General features: G+C 52.2%; 18 protein-coding genes and 2 tRNA genes. 12 read left to right on the top strand and 8 right to left on the bottom strand.

Annotated features, from left to right (window positions below; translation table 11 throughout):
• Positions 1 to 147 precede the first annotated feature (147 nt).
• Positions 148 to 1,551, top strand: coding sequence for a carbohydrate porin (locus tag KWG64_RS22660; protein ID WP_218523195.1), 1,404 nt, complete (start codon positions 148 to 150; stop codon positions 1,549 to 1,551).
• Positions 1,552 to 1,625: 74 nt separating this feature from the next.
• Here KWG64_RS22660 and fadE read toward each other — a convergent pair whose 3' ends face one another.
• Positions 1,626 to 4,094, bottom strand: coding sequence for an acyl-CoA dehydrogenase FadE (fadE, locus tag KWG64_RS22655; protein ID WP_218523194.1), 2,469 nt, complete (start codon positions 4,092 to 4,094; stop codon positions 1,626 to 1,628).
• A 268-nt stretch (positions 4,095 to 4,362) separates the two neighbouring features.
• Here fadE and lpcA point away from each other — a divergent pair, with 268 nt between their 5' ends.
• Entirely contained in the window at positions 4,363 to 4,944 is a 582-nt protein-coding gene (gene lpcA / locus KWG64_RS22650; protein ID WP_101079792.1) for a D-sedoheptulose 7-phosphate isomerase, read from the top strand.
• A 26-nt stretch (positions 4,945 to 4,970) separates the two neighbouring features.
• Positions 4,971 to 5,738, top strand: coding sequence for a class II glutamine amidotransferase (locus KWG64_RS22645; protein WP_218523193.1), 768 nt, complete (start codon positions 4,971 to 4,973; stop codon positions 5,736 to 5,738).
• Here KWG64_RS22645 and dpaA read toward each other — a convergent pair.
• Positions 5,709 to 6,434, bottom strand: coding sequence for a peptidoglycan meso-diaminopimelic acid protein amidase (dpaA, locus tag KWG64_RS22640; protein ID WP_152324647.1), 726 nt, complete (start codon positions 6,432 to 6,434; stop codon positions 5,709 to 5,711). The genes KWG64_RS22645 and dpaA overlap by 30 nt on opposite strands.
• Before the next feature lie 281 nt (positions 6,435 to 6,715).
• On the opposite strand from dpaA, the gene dinB reads away from it, so the two are divergent.
• Positions 6,716 to 7,774: a DNA polymerase IV gene (gene dinB, locus KWG64_RS22635; protein WP_218523192.1), complete on the top strand. Its 1,059-nt coding sequence runs from the start codon at positions 6,716 to 6,718 to the stop codon at positions 7,772 to 7,774.
• A 39-nt stretch (positions 7,775 to 7,813) separates the two neighbouring features.
• Here the strand turns inward: dinB and pepD are convergent, their stop codons facing one another.
• The gene (pepD, locus tag KWG64_RS22630) at positions 7,814 to 9,274 is read right to left on the bottom strand and encodes a beta-Ala-His dipeptidase (protein ID WP_218523191.1); all 1,461 of its coding nucleotides are present in this window, start codon (positions 9,272 to 9,274) and stop codon (positions 7,814 to 7,816) included.
• A 416-nt stretch (positions 9,275 to 9,690) separates the two neighbouring features.
• Between pepD and gpt the strand changes: the two genes are divergently transcribed.
• The 7 genes from gpt to KWG64_RS22595 all read left to right on the top strand — a co-directional run bounded on the left by gpt (position 9,691) and on the right by KWG64_RS22595 (position 15,111).
• Positions 9,691 to 10,149 (top strand): xanthine phosphoribosyltransferase, encoded by a 459-nt coding sequence (gpt, locus tag KWG64_RS22625; protein WP_056781475.1) that lies wholly within the window; start codon positions 9,691 to 9,693, stop codon positions 10,147 to 10,149.
• 226 nt (positions 10,150 to 10,375) lie between these two features.
• Positions 10,376 to 11,626 (top strand): esterase FrsA, encoded by a 1,251-nt coding sequence (frsA, locus tag KWG64_RS22620; protein ID WP_195815422.1) that lies wholly within the window; start codon positions 10,376 to 10,378, stop codon positions 11,624 to 11,626.
• A gap of 63 nt (positions 11,627 to 11,689) precedes the next feature.
• Positions 11,690 to 12,091 (top strand): sigma factor-binding protein Crl, encoded by a 402-nt coding sequence (crl, locus tag KWG64_RS22615; protein WP_195815423.1) that lies wholly within the window; start codon positions 11,690 to 11,692, stop codon positions 12,089 to 12,091.
• A gap of 126 nt (positions 12,092 to 12,217) precedes the next feature.
• Complete coding sequence (gene proB / locus KWG64_RS22610) at positions 12,218 to 13,321, top strand: glutamate 5-kinase (RefSeq protein WP_195815424.1); 1,104 nt, start codon at positions 12,218 to 12,220, stop codon at positions 13,319 to 13,321.
• A 10-nt stretch (positions 13,322 to 13,331) separates the two neighbouring features.
• Positions 13,332 to 14,585, top strand: coding sequence for a glutamate-5-semialdehyde dehydrogenase (gene proA, locus KWG64_RS22605; protein ID WP_218523190.1), 1,254 nt, complete (start codon positions 13,332 to 13,334; stop codon positions 14,583 to 14,585).
• Between the two features lie 157 nt (positions 14,586 to 14,742).
• Positions 14,743 to 14,818, top strand: a tRNA-Thr gene (locus KWG64_RS22600).
• A gap of 218 nt (positions 14,819 to 15,036) precedes the next feature.
• Positions 15,037 to 15,111 (top strand) — tRNA-Thr (locus KWG64_RS22595).
• A 22-nt stretch (positions 15,112 to 15,133) separates the two neighbouring features.
• Here the strand turns inward: KWG64_RS22595 and KWG64_RS22590 are convergent.
• Entirely contained in the window at positions 15,134 to 15,406 is a 273-nt protein-coding gene (locus tag KWG64_RS22590) for a helix-turn-helix transcriptional regulator (RefSeq protein WP_218523189.1), read from the bottom strand.
• Between the two features lie 112 nt (positions 15,407 to 15,518).
• Between KWG64_RS22590 and KWG64_RS22585 the strand changes: the two genes are divergently transcribed.
• On the top strand, positions 15,519 to 15,779 hold the full coding sequence (locus KWG64_RS22585) for a helix-turn-helix domain-containing protein (protein WP_218523188.1): 261 nt from the start codon (positions 15,519 to 15,521) through the stop codon (positions 15,777 to 15,779).
• Positions 15,780 to 15,917: 138 nt separating this feature from the next.
• On the opposite strand, the gene KWG64_RS22580 is transcribed toward KWG64_RS22585, so the two are convergent.
• From KWG64_RS22580 to KWG64_RS22565, 4 genes are all read right to left on the bottom strand, one after another.
• Positions 15,918 to 16,340, bottom strand: a complete 423-nt coding sequence (locus tag KWG64_RS22580; protein WP_218523187.1) for a hypothetical protein — start codon at positions 16,338 to 16,340, stop codon at positions 15,918 to 15,920.
• Positions 16,337 to 16,807: a L,D-transpeptidase family protein gene (locus tag KWG64_RS22575; RefSeq protein WP_195824908.1), complete on the bottom strand. Its 471-nt coding sequence runs from the start codon at positions 16,805 to 16,807 to the stop codon at positions 16,337 to 16,339. Before KWG64_RS22575 ends, KWG64_RS22580 begins: the two co-directional genes overlap by 4 nt.
• Complete coding sequence (locus KWG64_RS22570) at positions 16,807 to 17,298, bottom strand: Hcp family type VI secretion system effector (protein ID WP_218523186.1); 492 nt, start codon at positions 17,296 to 17,298, stop codon at positions 16,807 to 16,809. The genes KWG64_RS22575 and KWG64_RS22570 overlap by 1 nt, the downstream gene beginning before the upstream one ends.
• A 218-nt stretch (positions 17,299 to 17,516) precedes the next feature.
• Positions 17,517 to 18,404, bottom strand: coding sequence for a LysR substrate-binding domain-containing protein (locus KWG64_RS22565; RefSeq protein WP_195824906.1), 888 nt, complete (start codon positions 18,402 to 18,404; stop codon positions 17,517 to 17,519).
• Between the last annotated feature and the right edge of the window lie 13 nt (positions 18,405 to 18,417).

The raw sequence follows: 18,417 nt of genomic DNA, 5'->3' as shown, positions 1-18,417 counted from the left end.
CCCCGCTTTATTTTTGACAGTTTATTCGGCCAGAATCTATCTTCATTTCTCATTATGAAACCTCCGGGCACTATTTTAATAAAAACAAAACAACGTCGTTAATTGATATCGATGGTTTGATTTTGTATTGAAAAGGATATCGTAATTATGAGAAAGATTAAGACGCTGGCATTATTAGTGGGGATCGCCGTGTCGGGTTCTGCGATGGCGGCAGGCTCTTCAGCCAGTCTGGAAGCCCGCATGGCGCAGCTTGAAGAGCGCCTTCAGCTGGCTGAAGCCCGCGCGGAATCGGCAGAGAAACAAATTCAGCAGCTGAAAAAACAGGATGTGAAGCGCGAGCAGGAAATTGCCAGCGTGAAAGAATCCACGCCGGTTGAAGTAAAAACAGACGGTATATCGAAGGATAAATTATTAACGCTCAATGGTTTTGATAATCTGAAATTATACGGTGACGTAGAATTTAACGTCGACGGCGCAAGCCGCAGCGGGCAATTAATTTCGGCGAAAAATGGCGATGATAATAAATGGAATGGCGGCAATGAACGCTGGGATGTCAATGGCCGCTTGCTGATCGGGCTGGATGGTTATCGCCGTAATGATAAAGGGCAATTCTCCGGGTTCTCCGTGCAACCGACCGCTGATTTAAACGGTTCAATGAATGTCGATGACGCCGCCTTCTTCTTCGGTAAAGAACAAAACTGGATGGCAAAAATCGGCCGATTTGAAGCCTACGATATGTTCCCGCTGAATCAGGATACGTTTATCGAATATTCCGGGAATACCGCCAACGATCTGTACGCCGACGGCTACGGCTATGTGTATATGATGAAAGAAGGGCGTGGACGCAGTGACAGCGGCGGTAACATTTTGCTGAACAAAACGCTCGGCAACTGGTACTTCGAGCTCAATACGCTGATGGAAAACGGGACGTCGCTGTTTGCCGACCAGAACTACCACGGCAACAAACTGGAACAGGATAAAAACGTCGCGTATCTGCGACCGGTTATTGCCTGGAAAGGCGAGGCGTTCTCCGTTGCGGCGGCGATGGAAACCAACATCGTCAACAACGCGTACGGCTACAAGAACGATCAGGGCGAAACTATTGATCAGTCCAAACGTAACGGCTACGGCATGACCATGACCTGGAACGGGCAGAAAGCGGATCCGGAAAACGGCATCGTGGCGAACCTGAGTACGGCGTACATGGACGCCTCAGACGAGAAAGATTTCACGGTCGGCACCAATGCCCTGTGGAAAAACTTCGAGCTGGGTTACATCTACGCGCATAACCGCATTGAAGAGTTTAATGCCAACGGTTTACGGCCAATGAATAACGAAAACGCCGGTGATGACTGGTTCAGCGAGCCGGGCAGCTACGATATTCATACCATTCACGCCAGTTATCTCATCCCGAACGTGATGGACATGAAGAACTTCAATGTCTATCTGGGCGCGTATGTGTCGATGCTGGAAGCGGATAAACATTACAGCAATGATAATGACAGCGATCAGCGGTATGGCGGGCGTGTTCGCTTTAAATACTTCTTCTGATTACCCGTCATCCGGAAAAGAAAAAGCCTGAGTGCGTAAACACTCAGGCTTTTTTTAACCGTGAATTTTAAGGATTAAGCGGCTTCGGTATGGCGCGGTTTGGCGTCATCCTTTTTTGCGCTTTCTTCCTCCACGTCCTGCTTTTTCGCGGCCAGTTCGTGTGGCTCAAAATCATCGACGTTAATAGAACGCAGACGGCTTTCTTCCGCACGGCTGAGAATGCGCGCATCGTCGGCGCTCAGGTGACCGGCATCCAGACCTTTTTGCGCCAGAATATCCAGACGGGTGAACGGCAGTTTTTTACCCATCGCGTCGCACAGACGTTTATGCACCGGCTCGGCGGCCAGAATATCCAGTAACGCTTCTTCCAGCAGCCCGACCGGGTTGTGCTCGCTTGGCGTCAGATACTGACCGCGACCAATGCGGCTGCGGGTCGCAGAAGGCACCTGAAGAATACGCGCCAGTTCATGATCAAGACGATCTGACGGTGCCGCGTGTGAACGGCCCAGCGGGAAAACCACCAGGCGCATCACGCCCGCCACAAACGCATTCGGGAAGTTACGCAGCAGGTCGTCGATAGCCACTTCGGCCTGATGCAGACAATCCTGCACGCCCCAGTGAACCAGCGGTAAATCGGCCTCGTTGCAACCTTCTTCATCAAAGCGTTTCAGAGTCGCTGTCGCCAGATACATCTGGCTGAGAATATCGCCGAGACGGGCGGAAATACGTTCGCGACGTTTCAGGCTGCCGCCCAGCACGCCCATCGACACGTCAGCCAGCAGCGCGAGGTTAGCGCTCAGACGGTTAATGTGCTGGTAATAACGCGCGGTTTTATCATTAACCGGCGTATCGCTGGTGCGGCCGTTGGTCAGACCGAGCCAGAAGCTGCGCACTTTGTTGCTGCCGACGTGGCCGATATGCCCGAACAGCGCACGGTCGAAATCGTCCAGATCGTTTTTCTCAGCCGCCGCCATTTCACGCAGAACGTAAGGATGGCAACGGATAGCGCCCTGACCGAAGATGATCATGCTGCGGGTCAGAATGTTGGCGCCTTCTACGGTGATGGCAATCGGCGCGCCCTGATAAGTACGGGCCACGAAGTTGCTTTTACCGAGCATGATGCCTTTACCACCGGTGATATCCATCGCGTCCATGACAGCGCGCTGACCACGGTGGGTACAGTGATATTTCACAATCGCCGACAGCACAGCCGGTTTTTCACCGAGCATAATGCCGTTGGTGATGAGCGTTGCAGCGGCGTCCATCACGTAAGCGTTACCGGCAATACGTGCCAGCGGTTCTTCGATGCCTTCCATTTTACCAATAGGCAGTTTGAACTGACGGCGAATGTACGCATAAGCGCCGGTCGCCATCGCCAGTGATTTCAGGCTGCCGGTGGAGTTAGACGGCAGGGTAATGCCGCGGCCCACGGACAGACATTCCACCAGCATACGCCAGCCCTGACCGGCCATTTTCGGGCCGCCGATGATGTAATCGATTGGAACGAAAATATCGTTACCGCGCGTCGGGCCGTTCTGGAAAGGCACGTTAAGCGGGAAGTGGCGGTGGCCGATTTCCACGCCTTTAGTGTCCGTTGGGATCAGCGCACAGGTAATGCCCAGATCCGTTTCACTGCCGAGCAGATGATCCGGGTCTTTCAGTTTAAACGCCAGACCGAGCACGGTGGCGATAGGTGCGAGCGTGATGTAACGCTTGTTCCAGGTCAGGCGCATGCCGAGCACTTCTTTGCCCTGCCACTGGCCTTTACAGACGATACCGAAATCAGGGATCGCCCCGGCATCAGACCCGGCTTCCGGGCTGGTCAGTGCAAAGCATGGGATTTCCAGACCTTCAGCCAGACGCGGCAGATAATGATCTTTCTGTTCTTCGGTGCCGTAATGTTGCAGCAATTCGCCCGGGCCGAGGGAGTTCGGCACGCCGACGGTGATGGCCAGAATGCCGGACACACCTGCCAGTTTCTGTAACACGCGGGCCTGAGCGTAAGCGGAGAATTCCAGACCGCCGTACTCTTTCTTAATGATCATCGCGAAGAAGCGGTGCTCTTTAAGATACGCCCACAGCTCCGGCGGCAAATCAGCCAGTTCGTGCGTGATCTCAAAGTCGTTGGCCATGCGGCAGGCTTCTTCAACCGGGCCATCGATAAAGCGCTGCTCTTCTTCGGTCAGGTGTTGTTCAGGATAATCCTGCAATTTTTTCCAGTCCGGCTTACCGCCGAACAGGTCGCCTTCCCACCAGGTGGTACCGGCTTCAATCGCTTCTTTTTCCGTGCGTGACATTGCGGGCATCACTTTACGGAAGGTGCGAAGTGCAGGTGCGGAGAACAATGCGCGGCGCAGTGCGGGCACATTGAACGGCAGCAGGATAATCGCCAGCGGCAGTAACAGCCACAGCGTCCACAGATGAATAGCGCCGATGGCAGCGGTAAATGCCAGTAAAATCAGGCTGCTAAAGGCAAGATTGACCTTGTGATAGAACAACGCACCAAGGATCACGACAAATGCAACAATGCTAAGAACCATCATAGTAAAGCTCCTGAGTAGTAGGAGGTCTGACCTGTTGTAGGGATACAATGGTTTTAGTTCATGCTCATTTCTTTATCAATGTGTTTACATACTAATTACAACACAGCTCACAAACCGGCCGCACGAAGCGTCAAAAACGGAAACTATAAGAATCATTACCGCTTCTTGGCTTCTCGCTGTTTCGGCTTTCCGTTAAACTGCTCAGCGGAAAGTTTTATTGCTATCGGCCAGCCACAGCTGGCTGCAAATGGACATAAAAGAGGCTGCTATGTACCAGGATATTATCCGTACTGAACTGAACGAAGCTGCTGCTACGCTGAATAAATTCATCAGCGATCCGGCAAATATTGAGTCTATTCAACGTGCAGCAGTGCTGCTGGCCGATTCATTCAAGGCGGGCGGGAAAGTGATTTCCTGCGGTAACGGCGGTTCACACTGTGACGCCATGCATTTCGCAGAAGAACTGACCGGCCGCTACCGTGAAAACCGTCCGGGCTACCCGGCGATTGCGATTTCCGACGTCAGCCACATCTCCTGCGTGGGTAACGATTTCGGTTACGAATATATCTTCTCCCGTTATCTGGAAGCCGTGGGTCAGAAAGGCGATGTGCTGCTGGGCATCTCCACTTCCGGCAATTCCGGTAACGTGATCAAAGCGATTGAAGCCGCGCGCGCTAAAGGCATGAAAGTCATTACCCTGACCGGTAAAGACGGCGGCAAAATGGACGGTTCTGCCGACGTGGAAATTCGCGTGCCACACTTTGGCTTCGCTGACCGCGTGCAGGAAATCCACATTAAAGTGATTCATATCCTGATCTTATTAATCGAAAAAGAGATGGCGAAGGCGTAATACCTTTGCTGTAAAGGAGGCGGGAGATGTGCGAATTGCTCGGGATGAGCGCTAACGTTCCAACTGATATTTGCTTCAGTTTCAGTGGATTAGTGCAGCGCGGTGGCGGGACAGGCCCGCATAAAGACGGCTGGGGCATTACCTTCTACGAGGGGAATGGCTGTCGTACTTTTAAAGATCCGATGCCGAGTTTTAATTCGCCTATCGCCCGCCTTGTTCAGGAATATCCGATCAAATCCTGCGCGGTGATTTCCCATATTCGTCAGGCAAACCGTGGCGAAGTGGCGCTGGAGAATACCCATCCGTTTACCCGCGAACTGTGGGGCCATAACTGGACTTACGCGCACAACGGCCAGCTTCGCGGTTACCGCCAGCTGGATACCGGCACGTTGCGTCCGGTCGGGCAAACCGACAGTGAATACGCTTTTTGCTGGTTGCTGCATAAACTTACGCAGCGTTATCCGCGCCGTCCGGCCAACTGGCCGCCGGTATTTCGCTATATTGCGTCGCTGGCGGATGAGTTACGGCAGAAGGGCGTGTTTAATATGCTGTTGTCGGACGGGCATTTTGTGATGGCCTATTGTTCGACCAATCTGCACTGGATCACGCGGCGGGCGCCTTTCGGAAAGGCAACGTTGTTGGATCAGGATGTGGAAATTGATTTTCAGCAGCAGACGACACCGGATGATGTCGTCACCGTGATTGCCACGCAACCGCTGACGGCAAACGAAACCTGGAACAAAATTGCTCCAGGTGAATTCGCATTATTTCACCGGGGCGAACGCCAGCTGTGAAGGCAGCGGGATGTTTGACAACGGTTGCAGCACTTCATATTTCCCATTAGTCACCACGACGTTAGGTGGCTGATGGTGTTTCTCAAAGTACGCAAAGCCCGGCTGTAGCTGACGCCAGAACGTGATGTAGCTTGAGTTTTTGTGCGACTGCATGTTGGCATCGGTCATCTTGAACGGATAAATGCTGATCTGCACGTTGCGCTGGCCGAACTGGAAGGCCGCCTGCACGTAGGTGAAGATTTCATCCATATAACCGTCAGTCATCGCATAGCAACCGATAGATTTGCAGTTGCCGTGGATCATCAGATACTTACCGGAATAACCCTGCGAGATATCATAGGCGTTCGGGAAACCGATGTTGATGGCGCGATAAAAACGGCTGTCCGGTTTCAGGTGGTGAATATCCACGTTGTAGAAACCTTCCGGGCTTTTAAAATCACCTTCGCGACGTTTATTTCCTAAACCGCCAGAAAAATCGCAGATGCCGTAGCTGCCGATCAGACGATATTCGCCGTCGAGCTGGGCATACAATTCGAGTTTACGTTCTTGTTTGAATATCTGGATATAAACGGGGGCACCTAACAATTGTTTTTTAAGCGCCGCGTTTACCGGGACAGCATCGCTGGCCACGGCGTAATTTGCTGTAAATAAAGGCAAACTGAGGAGCATCGCAAGAAACAGCGCGATTCTGATCATTCTAAGTCCTGCTCGATAATAATTTTGATTATTTTGTCTACAGATGAACTGCCTGTAAGACCGCCACTGATTTTCTTCTTATGTACTGCCTGTCTGAAACGTTGCCATATTAATACTGATTAATTTTTTAGCAATCACCAAATATTGAATTCTCGCTTCAGGAAATGTAAATACTTTCTGATGCCATTAATGGTGATTAATTAAGCCAAATTAACCGTCATTTTCTGTGTTTGAAATCTCCTGATTCAACTGTATACTTATACAGTCATTGGGGGAGGGCTATGCGTAAAATCATTCATGTGGATATGGACTGCTTTTTCGCGGCCGTCGAGATGCGCGATGATCCTTCCCTGCGCGACATTCCTATCGCCATCGGTGGCAGCCGCGACCGGCGTGGCGTCATCAGCACCGCCAATTACCCGGCACGCAAATTCGGCGTCCACAGCGCGATGCCGACCGGAATGGCGCTCAAACTTTGCCCGCACCTGAAAGTCATTCCCGGCAGAATGGAGGCGTATAAAGAAGCCTCAAACCACATCCGCGAAATCTTTGCGCGTTATACGCCATTGATCGAACCGCTGTCACTCGACGAAGCTTATCTGGATGTTTCAGAATCGACCCAATGCAATGGCTCCGCGACGCTGATCGCCGCTGAAATCCGTCAGGCGATTTTTGATGAAATTAATCTGACGGCCTCGGCGGGGATTGCGCCCATCAAATTTCTGGCGAAAATTGCCTCAGACCTGAATAAACCCAACGGCCAGTTTGTGATTACGCCAGACAAAGTTGAGGCTTTTTTACTGGATCTGCCGCTGAGTAAAATCCCCGGTGTTGGCAAAGTCACCGCCCAGCGATTGCAGGAGCAGGGGTTGATCACCTGCGGCGACGTGCAGCGCTATGATTTAGCAAGGCTGCTTAAACAGTTTGGCAAATTTGGCCGCGTGCTGTGGGAGCGTTGTCAGGGCATCGATGAGCGTGAAATTTCAGCCGAGCGGCTGCGGAAGTCGGTCGGTGTGGAACGCACGCTGGCGGAAGATATCCACAGCTGGGAGGAGTGCGTCGCGCTGATCGAACGGTTATATCCTGAATTACAAACGCGCCTGAGCCGGGTCAGCCCGAATTTACGCATCGCGCGTCAGGGCGTGAAACTCAAATTCCATGATTTCCAGCAGACCACGCAGGAACACGTCTGGCCGGTGCTCAATAAAGAAGATTTACTGAAAGTGGCGCGTGAAGCGTGGGAACAGCGGCGCGGCGGGCGGGGTGTGCGTCTGGTCGGGTTGCATGTCACGTTGCAGGACCCGCAGATAGAACGGCAGTTGTTATTGCCGTGGGAGTGACTGTAGCACCTCCCCTTCGCAGGGGAGGCGCTAAAACAATTACTTACGTTCAGGAATCGCTTTCAGCAATGCTGTCAGCAGTTTCCAGTACAGCTCAACGCTGGCGATTTCAACCTGCTCATCCGGCGAGTGTGGCCCGGTGATGGTTGGCCCGATGGAAACCATGTCCATGTCCGGGTACGGTTTTTTGAACAGACCGCATTCCAGACCGGCGTGGATCACCATGATGTTCGGGGTTTTGCTGAACAGCGTTTCGTAGGTTTCACGCACCAGCGTCATCACCGGAGAGCTTGGCTCAGGTTTCCAGCCAGGATAGCTGCCTTTTGCCAGGCTTTTTGCGCCGGCCAGTTTGCTCAGCGAATTCAGCATGCTGACGACGTATTCTTTGCCGCTGTCGATAAGGGAACGGATCAGGCTGTTGATCGCCACTTCGTCATCTTTCATGGTGACAACGCCGACGTTCAGGGAGGTTTCTACCACGCCTTTAACGTCATCGCTCATGCGGATCACGCCGTTTGGCGTCGCGTTCAGTAGTGCAATGAATTTACCCTGGCTGTCTTTGCTCAGCGCGTTCGCTGTGCTTTCTGCCGCTTCCACGACGAAAGCGATTTTCTTCTCAACCGCAGACAGTTCGAACTGAATCGTTGCCAGGAATTCCTGTGCAGCGGCTTTCAGTGCGTCCGCTTTATCGGCTGCAATTGCCAGTGTTGCGATGGCTTCGCGGGGAATGGCGTTACGCAGCGTACCGCCGGTGAAATCCAGCAGGCGCAGACCGAGGGTGTCGGCGTGTTCTGACAGGAAGCGCACCAGCAGTTTGCTGGCATTGCCCAGACCGAGGTGGATATCCGCGCCGGAGTGGCCGCCTTTCAGGCCTTTCAGCGTCAGTTTCAGCGTGGTGAAACCGGCCGGAACCGCTTCGCGGCTCAGTGGCAGCGTGGCGGTAAAATCAATCCCGCCGGCGCAGCCCATGTAGATTTCGCCTTCGGTTTCAGAATCGGTGTTGATCAGAATTTCAGACTGTAACCAGTCCGGTTGCAGGCCGAATGCGCCCGCCATGCCGGTTTCCTCGGTCATGGTCAGCAGCACTTCCAGCGGGCCGTGTTCAACGCTGTCATCAGCCAGAACCGCCAGTGCAGAAGCCAGGCCGATACCGTTGTCTGCGCCCAGCGTGGTGCCGCGGGCTTTTACCCAACCGTCTTCAATGAACGGCTGAATAGGATCTTTAGTGAAATCATGAACAGTATCGTTGTTTTTCTGCGGCACCATATCGAGGTGAGCCTGCAGGGCAACGGCTTTGCGGTTTTCCATGCCTTTGGTGGCCGGTTTGCGCAGCAAAATGTTGCCAACTTCATCACGCTCAGCGTGGATACCCTTTTCCTGAGCCCATTCAACGATGTGTTTTGCCAGCGCTTCTTCATGATAAGAAGGGTGCGGAATTGAACATACTTTGGCAAAAATATCCCACAACGGTTGTGGCGAAAGCTGAGACAGTTCAGACACTATAAGTCTCCTGTAACAGTCAGCTCATTCAGGCTCCATTTGCAGGGGAACTGATTGAGATGCTGTAGGTTTAAGGTTAAGTAATCCCCGCCAGACTGTGTGGCGAGTGGCCTGACAGAATATCACTTAATCTTAACCTGTGCGCGGGCGAGGGGAGAAAATCCGGGTTTTTTGGGGCCGTGAGGCCAGATAATCGCTGGTTTTTGTGAACCGGACTCACTATAATCTCGCGCAACCTTTTTCCCCGAATACACCCGTCATACTTCAAATTGCAGATGCGTTGGCCGCGTTCGCTCACCCGAATCACTGACTTATGTCAGCTCATCGGGATTCGTTCACTTGCCGCCTTCCTGCAATCTGAATTATTTAGGGTTTAAATTTTTAGAAGCCGTCAATTCACTGGCTGGGACACCTTTATGAGCGAAAAATACGTTGTAACCTGGGACATGCTGCAAATCCACGCCCGCACGATGGCTAAACGCCTGCTGCCGGCAGAACAATGGAAAGGCATTATTGCCGTCAGCCGTGGCGGTCTGGTTCCGGCAGCGTTACTGGCTCGCGAACTGTGCATCCGTCATGTGGATACCGTATGTATCTCCAGCTACGACCACGACAATCAGCGCGAAATGCAAGTGCTGAAACGCGCAGAAGGCGACGGTGAAGGTTTCATCGTAATCGACGATCTGGTCGATACCGGCGGCACCGCGAAAGCGATCCGCGAAATGTATCCGAAAGCGCATTTCATCACGATCTTCGCCAAACCTGCCGGTGCGCCGCTGGTTGACGATTACGTGGTTGATATCCCGCAGAACACCTGGATTGAACAGCCGTGGGATATGGGCGTGGTGTTCGTCCCGCCATTGGTTGGAAAGTAAATCCTCGTCATCCTTCACGCCGCCATGATGCAGCACGAAGGATTTAGAGGATGCAGTGACCCCCTTTTAACGCCTGGCTCATTGCCGGGCGTTTTGCTTTTGTTGACTTGAAATCCTTTCCGCTTGACCTCACTCCTGTCTTGTCGCAACGTGGGCGGGTTATAATCCCTGCCTGAAACGTTCGCCTGCGGGCGAAAAGCTGCTTGCTAACGGAGGATCTTGCATCATGGCTCCAGCCAATCTCACGGAAAAACTGTTCAAACCGTCATTCAAATATCCGGAAACTTCGACACTGGTTCATCGCGTTCATCATCACAATACGCACCCGCCGATGCACTCAGCGCTGGAAGGCGATACCGTGAATTGCTGGTACCGGACAATTAACCGTCTGATGTGGATGTGGCGCGGCGTTGATCCGCTGGAAGTGGAAGAAGTGCTTTCGCGCATTGCCGTTTCTCAGGCCGAACACAGCGACCCGTTATTGCTCGATACCGTCATTGGCTATCGCAACGGTAACTGGATTTATGAATGGTCGAATCAGGCCATGCACTGGCAGCAAAAAGCCGCCGATGAAAAAGACGCCAATCTTGCCAGCGAATACTGGCTGAAAGCCGCGAACCTTTACAGCATTGCCGGTTACCCGCATCTGAAAGGCGATACGCTGGCAGAACAGGCGGAAGCGCTGGCCAATAAAGCGTTTGAGAAATCCTCCGAACATTCACCGTATGATCTGAAAGAGCTGGAATTCAAAATCCCGGGCGGCGCGCCGATCACCGGTTTCCTGCATCTGCCGAACGAAGGCAAAGCGCCGTTCCCGACGGTCATGGTCTGCGGCGGTCTGGACACATTACAAAGTGACCATCAGCGTCTGTTCCGCTCTTATCTCGCGCCGATGGGCATTGCGATGCTCACCATCGACATGCCGTCGATCGGTTTTTCCTCTAAATGGAAACTGACGCAGGACACCAGCTTCCTGCATCAGCAGGTTCTCATGCAGCTTTCTGATGTGCCGTGGGTGGATGCGAGCCGCGTCAGCCTGCTGGGTTATCGCTTTGGGGCGAACGTCGCCGTGCGGCTGGCGTATCTCGAGCCGCGCCGCGTGCGGGCTGTGGCGACGCTGGGCGCGCTGGTGCATTCGCTGCTGAGCGACCCGAAATGTCAGGAACAGGTGCCGGATATGTACATGGACGTGCTGGCGAGCCGCATCGGAATGTCGACGGCGTCGGACTCCGCGCTGAAAACTGAACTTAATCGATATTCTCTGAAAACGCAGGGATTATTAGGGCGCAGAACACCGACGCCAATGCTTGCCGCCTACTGGGAAAGCGATATCTTCAGCCCGAAGAGCGAAGCCAGGCTGATTGCTGATTCCTCCTCCGAAGGCAAGATTCTGACCATCAAAAGTGAGCCGCTTTATCAGCACTTTGACAGCGCGTTACACGAAATTTGTGAATGGCTGGAAAAGCAGATGCGTTAACTTAATGGTTGCTAATTCTTAACGGTTTGCTAAAAAGGATCGTCTTTCTATGGAGGTTGTACAATGACGTTACCAAGTGGTCATCCTAAAAGCAGGCTAATGAAACGTTTCGGTACACTCGGGCCGTACATTAGAGAAGGGAAATGCGAGAACGACCGCTTTTTCTTTGACTGCTTAGCGGTCTGTGTAAACGTGAAACCCGCTCCTGAGAAGCGTGAATTCTGGGGCTGGTGGATAGAGTTGCAAGCCGAAGCCGAACGTTTTACCTATGTTTATTACTTCGGATTGTTCGATAAAGACGGCATCTGGAAGGCGCAAAACATTAAAGATGCTGAAGTGCGTGAGAAACTTGAGACCACTCTGGTTGGGTTCCACAAAAAACTCAACACGATGATCGAAGAGATGTCCCTCAAACTGGAACCGGCTGATGATTTCAGCGAAGAACCGGTGAAGCTCTCCGCCTGACACCTTCTGTACTACCCATTCCCATACTGAATGCTGCTATTATAGCGTTATGCCGGTTGGCATAACGCTTCTCCCCTGTTACAAAGACAACGAAGCATTTCTTATTTCACCTTAATGGAAAGACTAATGAGTGGCAGTCAGACACTGGTTGTAAAACTGGGCACCAGCGTGCTCACTGGCGGTTCACGCCGCCTCAACCGTGCTCACATTGTTGAGCTTGTCCGCCAGTGCGCGCAACAACATGCGGCAGGGCACCGGATTGTGATTGTAACGTCGGGCGCGATTGCCGCCGGGCGTGAACATCTTGGCTACCCCGAACTCCCCGCCACCATTGCTTCCAAACAGCTGCTGGCTGCCGTCGGGCAAAGCCGTTTAATCCAGCTCTGGGAGCAATTGTTTTCGATTTACGGCATCCACATTGGTCAGATGCTGCTGACCCGTGCCGATATGGAAGATCGCGAGCGTTTTCTGAATGCCCGCGACACGATGCACGCGTTGCTCGATAACCATATCGTGCCGGTGATCAACGAGAACGATGCCGTCGCCACCGCAGAGATTAAAGTCGGCGATAACGACAATCTCTCGGCGCTGGCTGCGATTCTGGCCGGTGCCGACAAACTGCTGCTGCTGACCGATCAGAGCGGCCTGTTTACTGCCGATCCGCGTACCAATCCTGAAGCCGAACTGATCCGCGAAGTCATGACCATTGATGATGAACTGCGTGGCGTGGCGGGTGACAGCGTTTCCGGCCTCGGAACCGGCGGGATGGCGACCAAACTGCAAGCCGCAGACGTCGCTTGCCGTGCGGGCGTCGACACCATTATTGCCGCAGGCAACCTGCCGGGCGTGATTGGCGATGTGATTAACGGCGTTTCCGTCGGCACGCGTTTCCACGCCATGGAAACCCCGCTGGAAAACCGTAAACGCTGGATTTTCGGTGCACCGCCAGCCGGTGAAATCACCATCGACGACGGCGCCGTTTCCGCCATGATGGAGCGCGGCAGTTCCCTGTTGCCAAAAGGCATCCGCGAAGTGAAAGGCGATTTCTCGCGTGGCGAAGTGATCCGCATCCGCAACCTGAACGGGCGAGACCTCGCGCACGGCGTCAGCCGCTATAACAGCGATGCGATGCGCATGATTGCCGGTCATCACTCTCAGCAGATCAGCGAAATTCTCGGTTACGAATACGGCCCGGTTGCCGTTCACCGTGACGACATGATTGTCAGTTAAGGAGTTACACATGCTTAACGAGATGGGCAGGGCCGCGAAAGCCGCGTCCTGGCAGCTCTCCACCCTCAGCACCGCGCAGAAAAACCGTGCGCTGATGCTGATGGCTGACATGCTCGAGGCCAACAGCCAGAGCATTATTCTTGCCAACGAACTGGATATGGCCGCCGCCCGCGAAAGCGGCATGAGCGAAGCATTACTCGATCGCCTGCTGCTGACGCCTGCGCGCTTATCCGCCATCGCCAGCGACGTGCGCGATGTCTGCCGCCTGAGCGATCCGGTCGGGCAGGTGATTGACGGTTCTCAGCAGGACAGCGGTTTGCGTCTCGAACGCCGCCGCGTACCGCTGGGCGTGATTGGCGTGATTTATGAAGCGCGTCCGAACGTCACCATCGACGTCGCCAGTCTGTGCCTGAAAACCGGCAACGCCGTAATCCTGCGTGGCGGGAAAGAAACGCATCACACCAATCAGGCGACGGTCAAAGTGATCCAGCTGGCGCTGGAAGAATGTGGCCTGCCAAAAGCCGCCGTTCAGGCCATCGAGAGCCCGGATCGCGCTCTGGTGGCAGAACTGCTGCGTCTGGATAAATACGTCGACATGCTGATCCCACGCGGTGGCGCGGCGCTTCACAAACTGTGTCGCGAACAGTCCACCATCCCGGTGATCACCGGCGGTATCGGCGTGTGTCATACGTTTGTGGATGAAAGCGTGGATTTCGACAAAGCGCTGACGGTGATTGAAAGCGCAAAAGTGCAGCGTCCGAGCGCCTGTAACAGCCTCGAAACCGTGCTGGTTCATCAGGCGATTGCAGAACGTTTTCTGCCGGAGCTGAGTAGTCGTATGCACCGTGCGGGCGTCACGCTTCATGCCAGTGAATCCGCCATGCCGCATCTGCAAAATGGCCCGGCGAAAGTGCTGGCCGTGACTGAGGAAGATTATCAGGATGAATGGCTGTCGCTGGATCTGAACGTCACCGTCGTCGCCGATCTGGACGCCGCCGTGGCGCATATCCGCACCTACGGCACCGAACATTCCGACGCGATCCTCACCCGTTCAATCAGCTCCGCCGACCGTTTCGTGCGTGAAGTCGATTCCTCGGCGGTTTACGTCAACGCCAGCACCCGTTTCACCGATGGCGGCCAATTCGGTTTAGGTGCAGAAGTGGCGGTCAGTACCCAAAAACTGCACGCCCGCGGCCCGATGGGATTAGAAGCCCTGACGACCTATAAATGGATTGGTTATGGCGACGATTTAGTGCGTCCGTGACCCTTTTTCTACCGGTTTCAAGCCTATGAAACCGGTAGAAATTTCCTATTCTGCGCCATTTGATGAGAAAAACAGCAAACGCACTTTCAGGGGCTTGACGGCAGCGTCAGATTTCACTAATTTAGCACCCCGTAGTTCCCCGGTAACACTTCAAAAAGCCGACTTAGCTCAGTAGGTAGAGCAACTGACTTGTAATCAGTAGGTCACCAGTTCGATTCCGGTAGTCGGCACCATTTTTAAAACCCAATCCCAAAAATATCAAAACGTTAATACTCCACGCTCCGGCGATATCTGGTTGTTCTCAGCCTGATTTTTCACGTCAAAACAACCATAATATCCATAACGTGCGCAGGGTGATTAAGATCACGCCAGACGTCCTTTCAGAGTCTTGACGGACGCCTTAGGTAAGGAATAAGTTGTTGCCCCGTAGCCCCCGCCAATCCCTTAAAAAGCCGATATAGCTCAGTGTTTAGAGCAGCGCATTCGTAATGCGAAGGTTGTAGGTTCGACTCCTATTATCGCACCAGTTAGTGTTCCAGATTATCCCTTCAGGAAATATCAACCCTGCTTACTTGCCTGATTTTCCGGCTGATTTGCCCGCCCGTTCTTGCATCAAAATACCTGCTCGGCCAGATCTCTTTCGCCTCAACACCAATGGCTTGCGCGATAATCATTTCACCTTTCGGCCACGGTCTCGATAGTGCATTTGAGAGAGTAGATGAACTTAATCCCGCCTCTCTGGAAACTGCCGCCATCGTTGTCCCTCTCTTTTTGATTGCTGCGAGGATATCAGCGCTGTGCCAATCATTTGAACTTGCCATGTAAGACCTCCAGATAATGTTGATTACTAAGTTATCCTTAGTATGAGCGGAGCTTAAAAATAACACAATATAAAACTAAGAATAACTTAGTTAAAAGGTTAGCTCCGACATTATGTTGATCAAAAGACTCAAGGAAGCGCGTCTGCGCGCGGGACTTTCTCAGTACAAACTTGGTGTACTCGCGGGGCTGGATGAAGCTTCTTCCAGCGCCCGAATGAATCAATATGAGAAGGGTAAGCATCAGCCCGATCAGGATACGGTGAGCCGAATCGCCAAAGTTTTAGATGTGCCCGTTGCCTATTTTTATGCAGAGGAAGACGAGCTGGCTGCGCTGATTATTGGATTTCATGAAAGTAAAAAGCCGTCATCTTAGGAATCATCGGCCATCAGCCAGAAACTGTAAGCCTTTGCCCGGCTATATACAGAATGCAAAATTTTCATTGCCTGACTGTTTTCCGGGCGGGGCATATTCAAACGGCAGGTCAAAATCTCTGCCGTTTTTAGCTTTCTGTTAATCCTGTTTTTCAACAGCCTGAACTGCACTGAAAAGTTTACTGCAAAACGGTTTGTTACTGGTCGGGCAAGAGTGGGACGATAATTTCGCAATCTGAGTCAGGTCATTCGTATCAAGTGTTGAATCAATATGCCTCAGAACGTATTCCTCAAATGTGGAATCTCGATCAATCAGCGATTGTAGCTTCCCGGTCTCCTTCCATTTATCTGCGAACATTCTCGCAATTGCTTCTGAATTTCCTTCCGCAATACTTCCGTCATCACACTGTTTGTAAGCGGTGTAATTATCGTAAATAGCTTTCCAGTTACTCAGATTATCGACGGCTAAATCCGCTGCTGTAGCTTCATTTTCAGTGCAGATGTTTGCGTGAGCTGTTCCTGTTAGAAGGGCGAGTGACAATATCGCGGTGAATGTTTTCATATAAATTCCATGCGGACTCCCTGATATTCCCTGTTCTCATTTCTTTGGGTTGAGCCTGCGGCGGAGGGACCACTATTGTTAAGAATCTCAATAGTGGAGAGAGAATGACCCGACATATGCTCTTTAAGGTATCTCATTGCTTCATCAGACGTGCGGATGCAACCCATTGTTGGATGTTGTGGCCCCGGAAGATGACGTGCATTTGCCCGGCCTGAATGAATTCCGATGCCGGGATGTCCAGGAACATCAAATCTGATAATTCCATAAGAACCATAGGGACCATTTGGGTTTGCGGTATGAGAGTGTGGGGAGCTTCTGTCCTGAAACTGATATGTACCATTATTTACGTGGCGCAATGTCGCATGAGAATCGACATTGTTGTAAGCACTCCAGCTTTTAATTGATGTTCCATCATCAGCAAGAAGTGAAAGTGTGTGAGATGAGCCATCAAAAGAGAGACGGGACATCAGGCTGTCACTCTTTCATTCCAGGCATCTGCGTAAATCAGATTACCATCACTGTGTCGCCACGTTATTTTCTCGTATCTGATATCAATATATTCCATATGATTCAGATGAATAGAGTTTGGATCTTTGCAGTGATTCATGACAGGAGTAACGGAAACGATCTTCACATTTTCAAGGAACATGCTGAAATATTCGACTTCGTGACCTGCATCATTGATCTGATACCATTTTAACTCAGCTGATTTTAAAGTCTGGCCGGTAGCAACGGCTTTATAAAGATATGTCGATGATCTATCGAACTCTTTGCCAATGGTGAAAGCACCATGGATGCGTGTTCCCGTGAGTTTTCCCGTGTTTCCATCGGTGGGGATATGCAGACCATGGGTGAAACTAAGGACTTCAATACTCCCCTCGCGGTTGTGTACATCCACCGACCCTTTAACATCAGCACCGCCGTCATCCTTTAACCACAAATACGCTGGTATTGCCATTTCAAAGCTCCTTTTTACACGACAAAAATAAGAAATCAGAAGCTCAAAATAAGCGCGTAAAAAGCCCTTCTACAAGGCAGTTCGTGCCATAGATAATTCATATGTTTCATTGATTTATAGGGCATAAAAAATTAATTATACGAATAAGTAAGCCGGATGAGTAAAGCAAACGGCAGGTCAAAATCTCTGCCGTTTTTAACCCCCGTCGCTCAATCCCCCTAAACCGTCAGCTCCCTCGCATAACGAATAAAATCAGCCAGAGCTTTATTTTTCTGGTGTCGCTGCCAGCTCAGGGTCAGGGTGGATGTTGCGCCTGAGTCGGTCAGGAAGCAGTAGTTCACGTCGGGGATCATCACCGATCTCTGCGTTTCCGGCACCAGCGTGACGCCCATTCCCATCGAGACCAGCCCGATAGCCACTGACACATCCCGCGTAAACTGAATTTTCTGCGGGACAAATCCGGCTTGCTGGCAGGCGTTCATCGCTGACCAGCCGAGGCCGACGCCGGGCGGATCTCTCTGGATAAGGAAAGGGCATTCGGAAAGTGAGGAAAGGGCGATTTTCTGACCGGAGGCCAGCGGATGATTACGCGGGAGAACGGCAATCAGCGGGCGGGTCGCGACGTCGAGATATTCCAGCTCAGGATACTGCGGTACCGGCGAGCGGACGAGGGCGATATCAAGCTGATAGTTGAGCAGAAGTGTTAGCTGCTCGTGAACGTTATGTTCTTCAATAACGATCTCAATATCCGGTTTTTTCTTGCGGTAACCATTAATTAACAGTGCCAGCGCCGGATCCAGAATCGACGATCCGACGTAGCCGAGCTTCAGTTGTCCTTTAAAACCCTGCCGTAAACTGCGCGCATTTTCGAGAAATTTCTCGTAATGGTTGATGGCAATCCGCGCTTCTTCTACCAGCTGTTGCCCCTCGAAAGTCAGCGCCACATGGCGTTTGTCGCGGGTAAAAAGCGGGATCCCCAGTGACTGTTCGAGCGCCTTGATGTGCTGGCTTAGTGCGGGCTGCGCGATGTTGAGTTGCAGGGCGGCTTTACCAAAATGCAGCACTTCTGCCAGCACCACAAATGAGTGTAATTGTCGGTAATCCATGCGTTCTCCGCGT

It is taken from the genome of Rahnella sp. PD12R (assembly GCF_019200965.1).
Lineage (GTDB): Bacteria > Pseudomonadota > Gammaproteobacteria > Enterobacterales > Enterobacteriaceae > Rahnella > Rahnella laticis.
The sequence above is the reverse complement of the archived record's forward strand: the minus strand, read 5'-3'. Positions and strand labels throughout refer to the sequence as shown.

Bases quoted from the DNA above. Each gene is read 5' to 3' on its own strand.
- fadE (WP_218523194.1), bottom strand. From the start codon at position 4,094: ATGATGGTTCTTAGCATTGTTGCATTTGTCGTGATCCTTGGTGCGTTG.
- proA (WP_218523190.1), top strand. From the start codon at position 13,332: ATGCTTAACGAGATGGGCAGGGCCGCGAAAGCCGCGTCCTGGCAGCTC.
- frsA (WP_195815422.1), top strand. From the start codon at position 10,376: ATGGCTCCAGCCAATCTCACGGAAAAACTGTTCAAACCGTCATTCAAA.
- lpcA (WP_101079792.1), top strand. From the start codon at position 4,363: ATGTACCAGGATATTATCCGTACTGAACTGAACGAAGCTGCTGCTACG.
- KWG64_RS22590 (WP_218523189.1), bottom strand. From the start codon at position 15,406: ATGGCAAGTTCAAATGATTGGCACAGCGCTGATATCCTCGCAGCAATC.
- dinB (WP_218523192.1), top strand. From the start codon at position 6,716: ATGCGTAAAATCATTCATGTGGATATGGACTGCTTTTTCGCGGCCGTC.
- KWG64_RS22660 (WP_218523195.1), top strand. From the start codon at position 148: ATGAGAAAGATTAAGACGCTGGCATTATTAGTGGGGATCGCCGTGTCG.
- crl (WP_195815423.1), top strand. From the start codon at position 11,690: ATGACGTTACCAAGTGGTCATCCTAAAAGCAGGCTAATGAAACGTTTC.
- dpaA (WP_152324647.1), bottom strand. From the start codon at position 6,434: ATGATCAGAATCGCGCTGTTTCTTGCGATGCTCCTCAGTTTGCCTTTA.
- KWG64_RS22645 (WP_218523193.1), top strand. From the start codon at position 4,971: ATGTGCGAATTGCTCGGGATGAGCGCTAACGTTCCAACTGATATTTGC.
- KWG64_RS22575 (WP_195824908.1), bottom strand. From the start codon at position 16,807: ATGTCCCGTCTCTCTTTTGATGGCTCATCTCACACACTTTCACTTCTT.
- KWG64_RS22570 (WP_218523186.1), bottom strand. From the start codon at position 17,298: ATGGCAATACCAGCGTATTTGTGGTTAAAGGATGACGGCGGTGCTGAT.
- gpt (WP_056781475.1), top strand. From the start codon at position 9,691: ATGAGCGAAAAATACGTTGTAACCTGGGACATGCTGCAAATCCACGCC.
- proB (WP_195815424.1), top strand. From the start codon at position 12,218: ATGAGTGGCAGTCAGACACTGGTTGTAAAACTGGGCACCAGCGTGCTC.
- KWG64_RS22585 (WP_218523188.1), top strand. From the start codon at position 15,519: ATGTTGATCAAAAGACTCAAGGAAGCGCGTCTGCGCGCGGGACTTTCT.
- KWG64_RS22565 (WP_195824906.1), bottom strand. From the start codon at position 18,404: ATGGATTACCGACAATTACACTCATTTGTGGTGCTGGCAGAAGTGCTG.
- KWG64_RS22580 (WP_218523187.1), bottom strand. From the start codon at position 16,340: ATGAAAACATTCACCGCGATATTGTCACTCGCCCTTCTAACAGGAACA.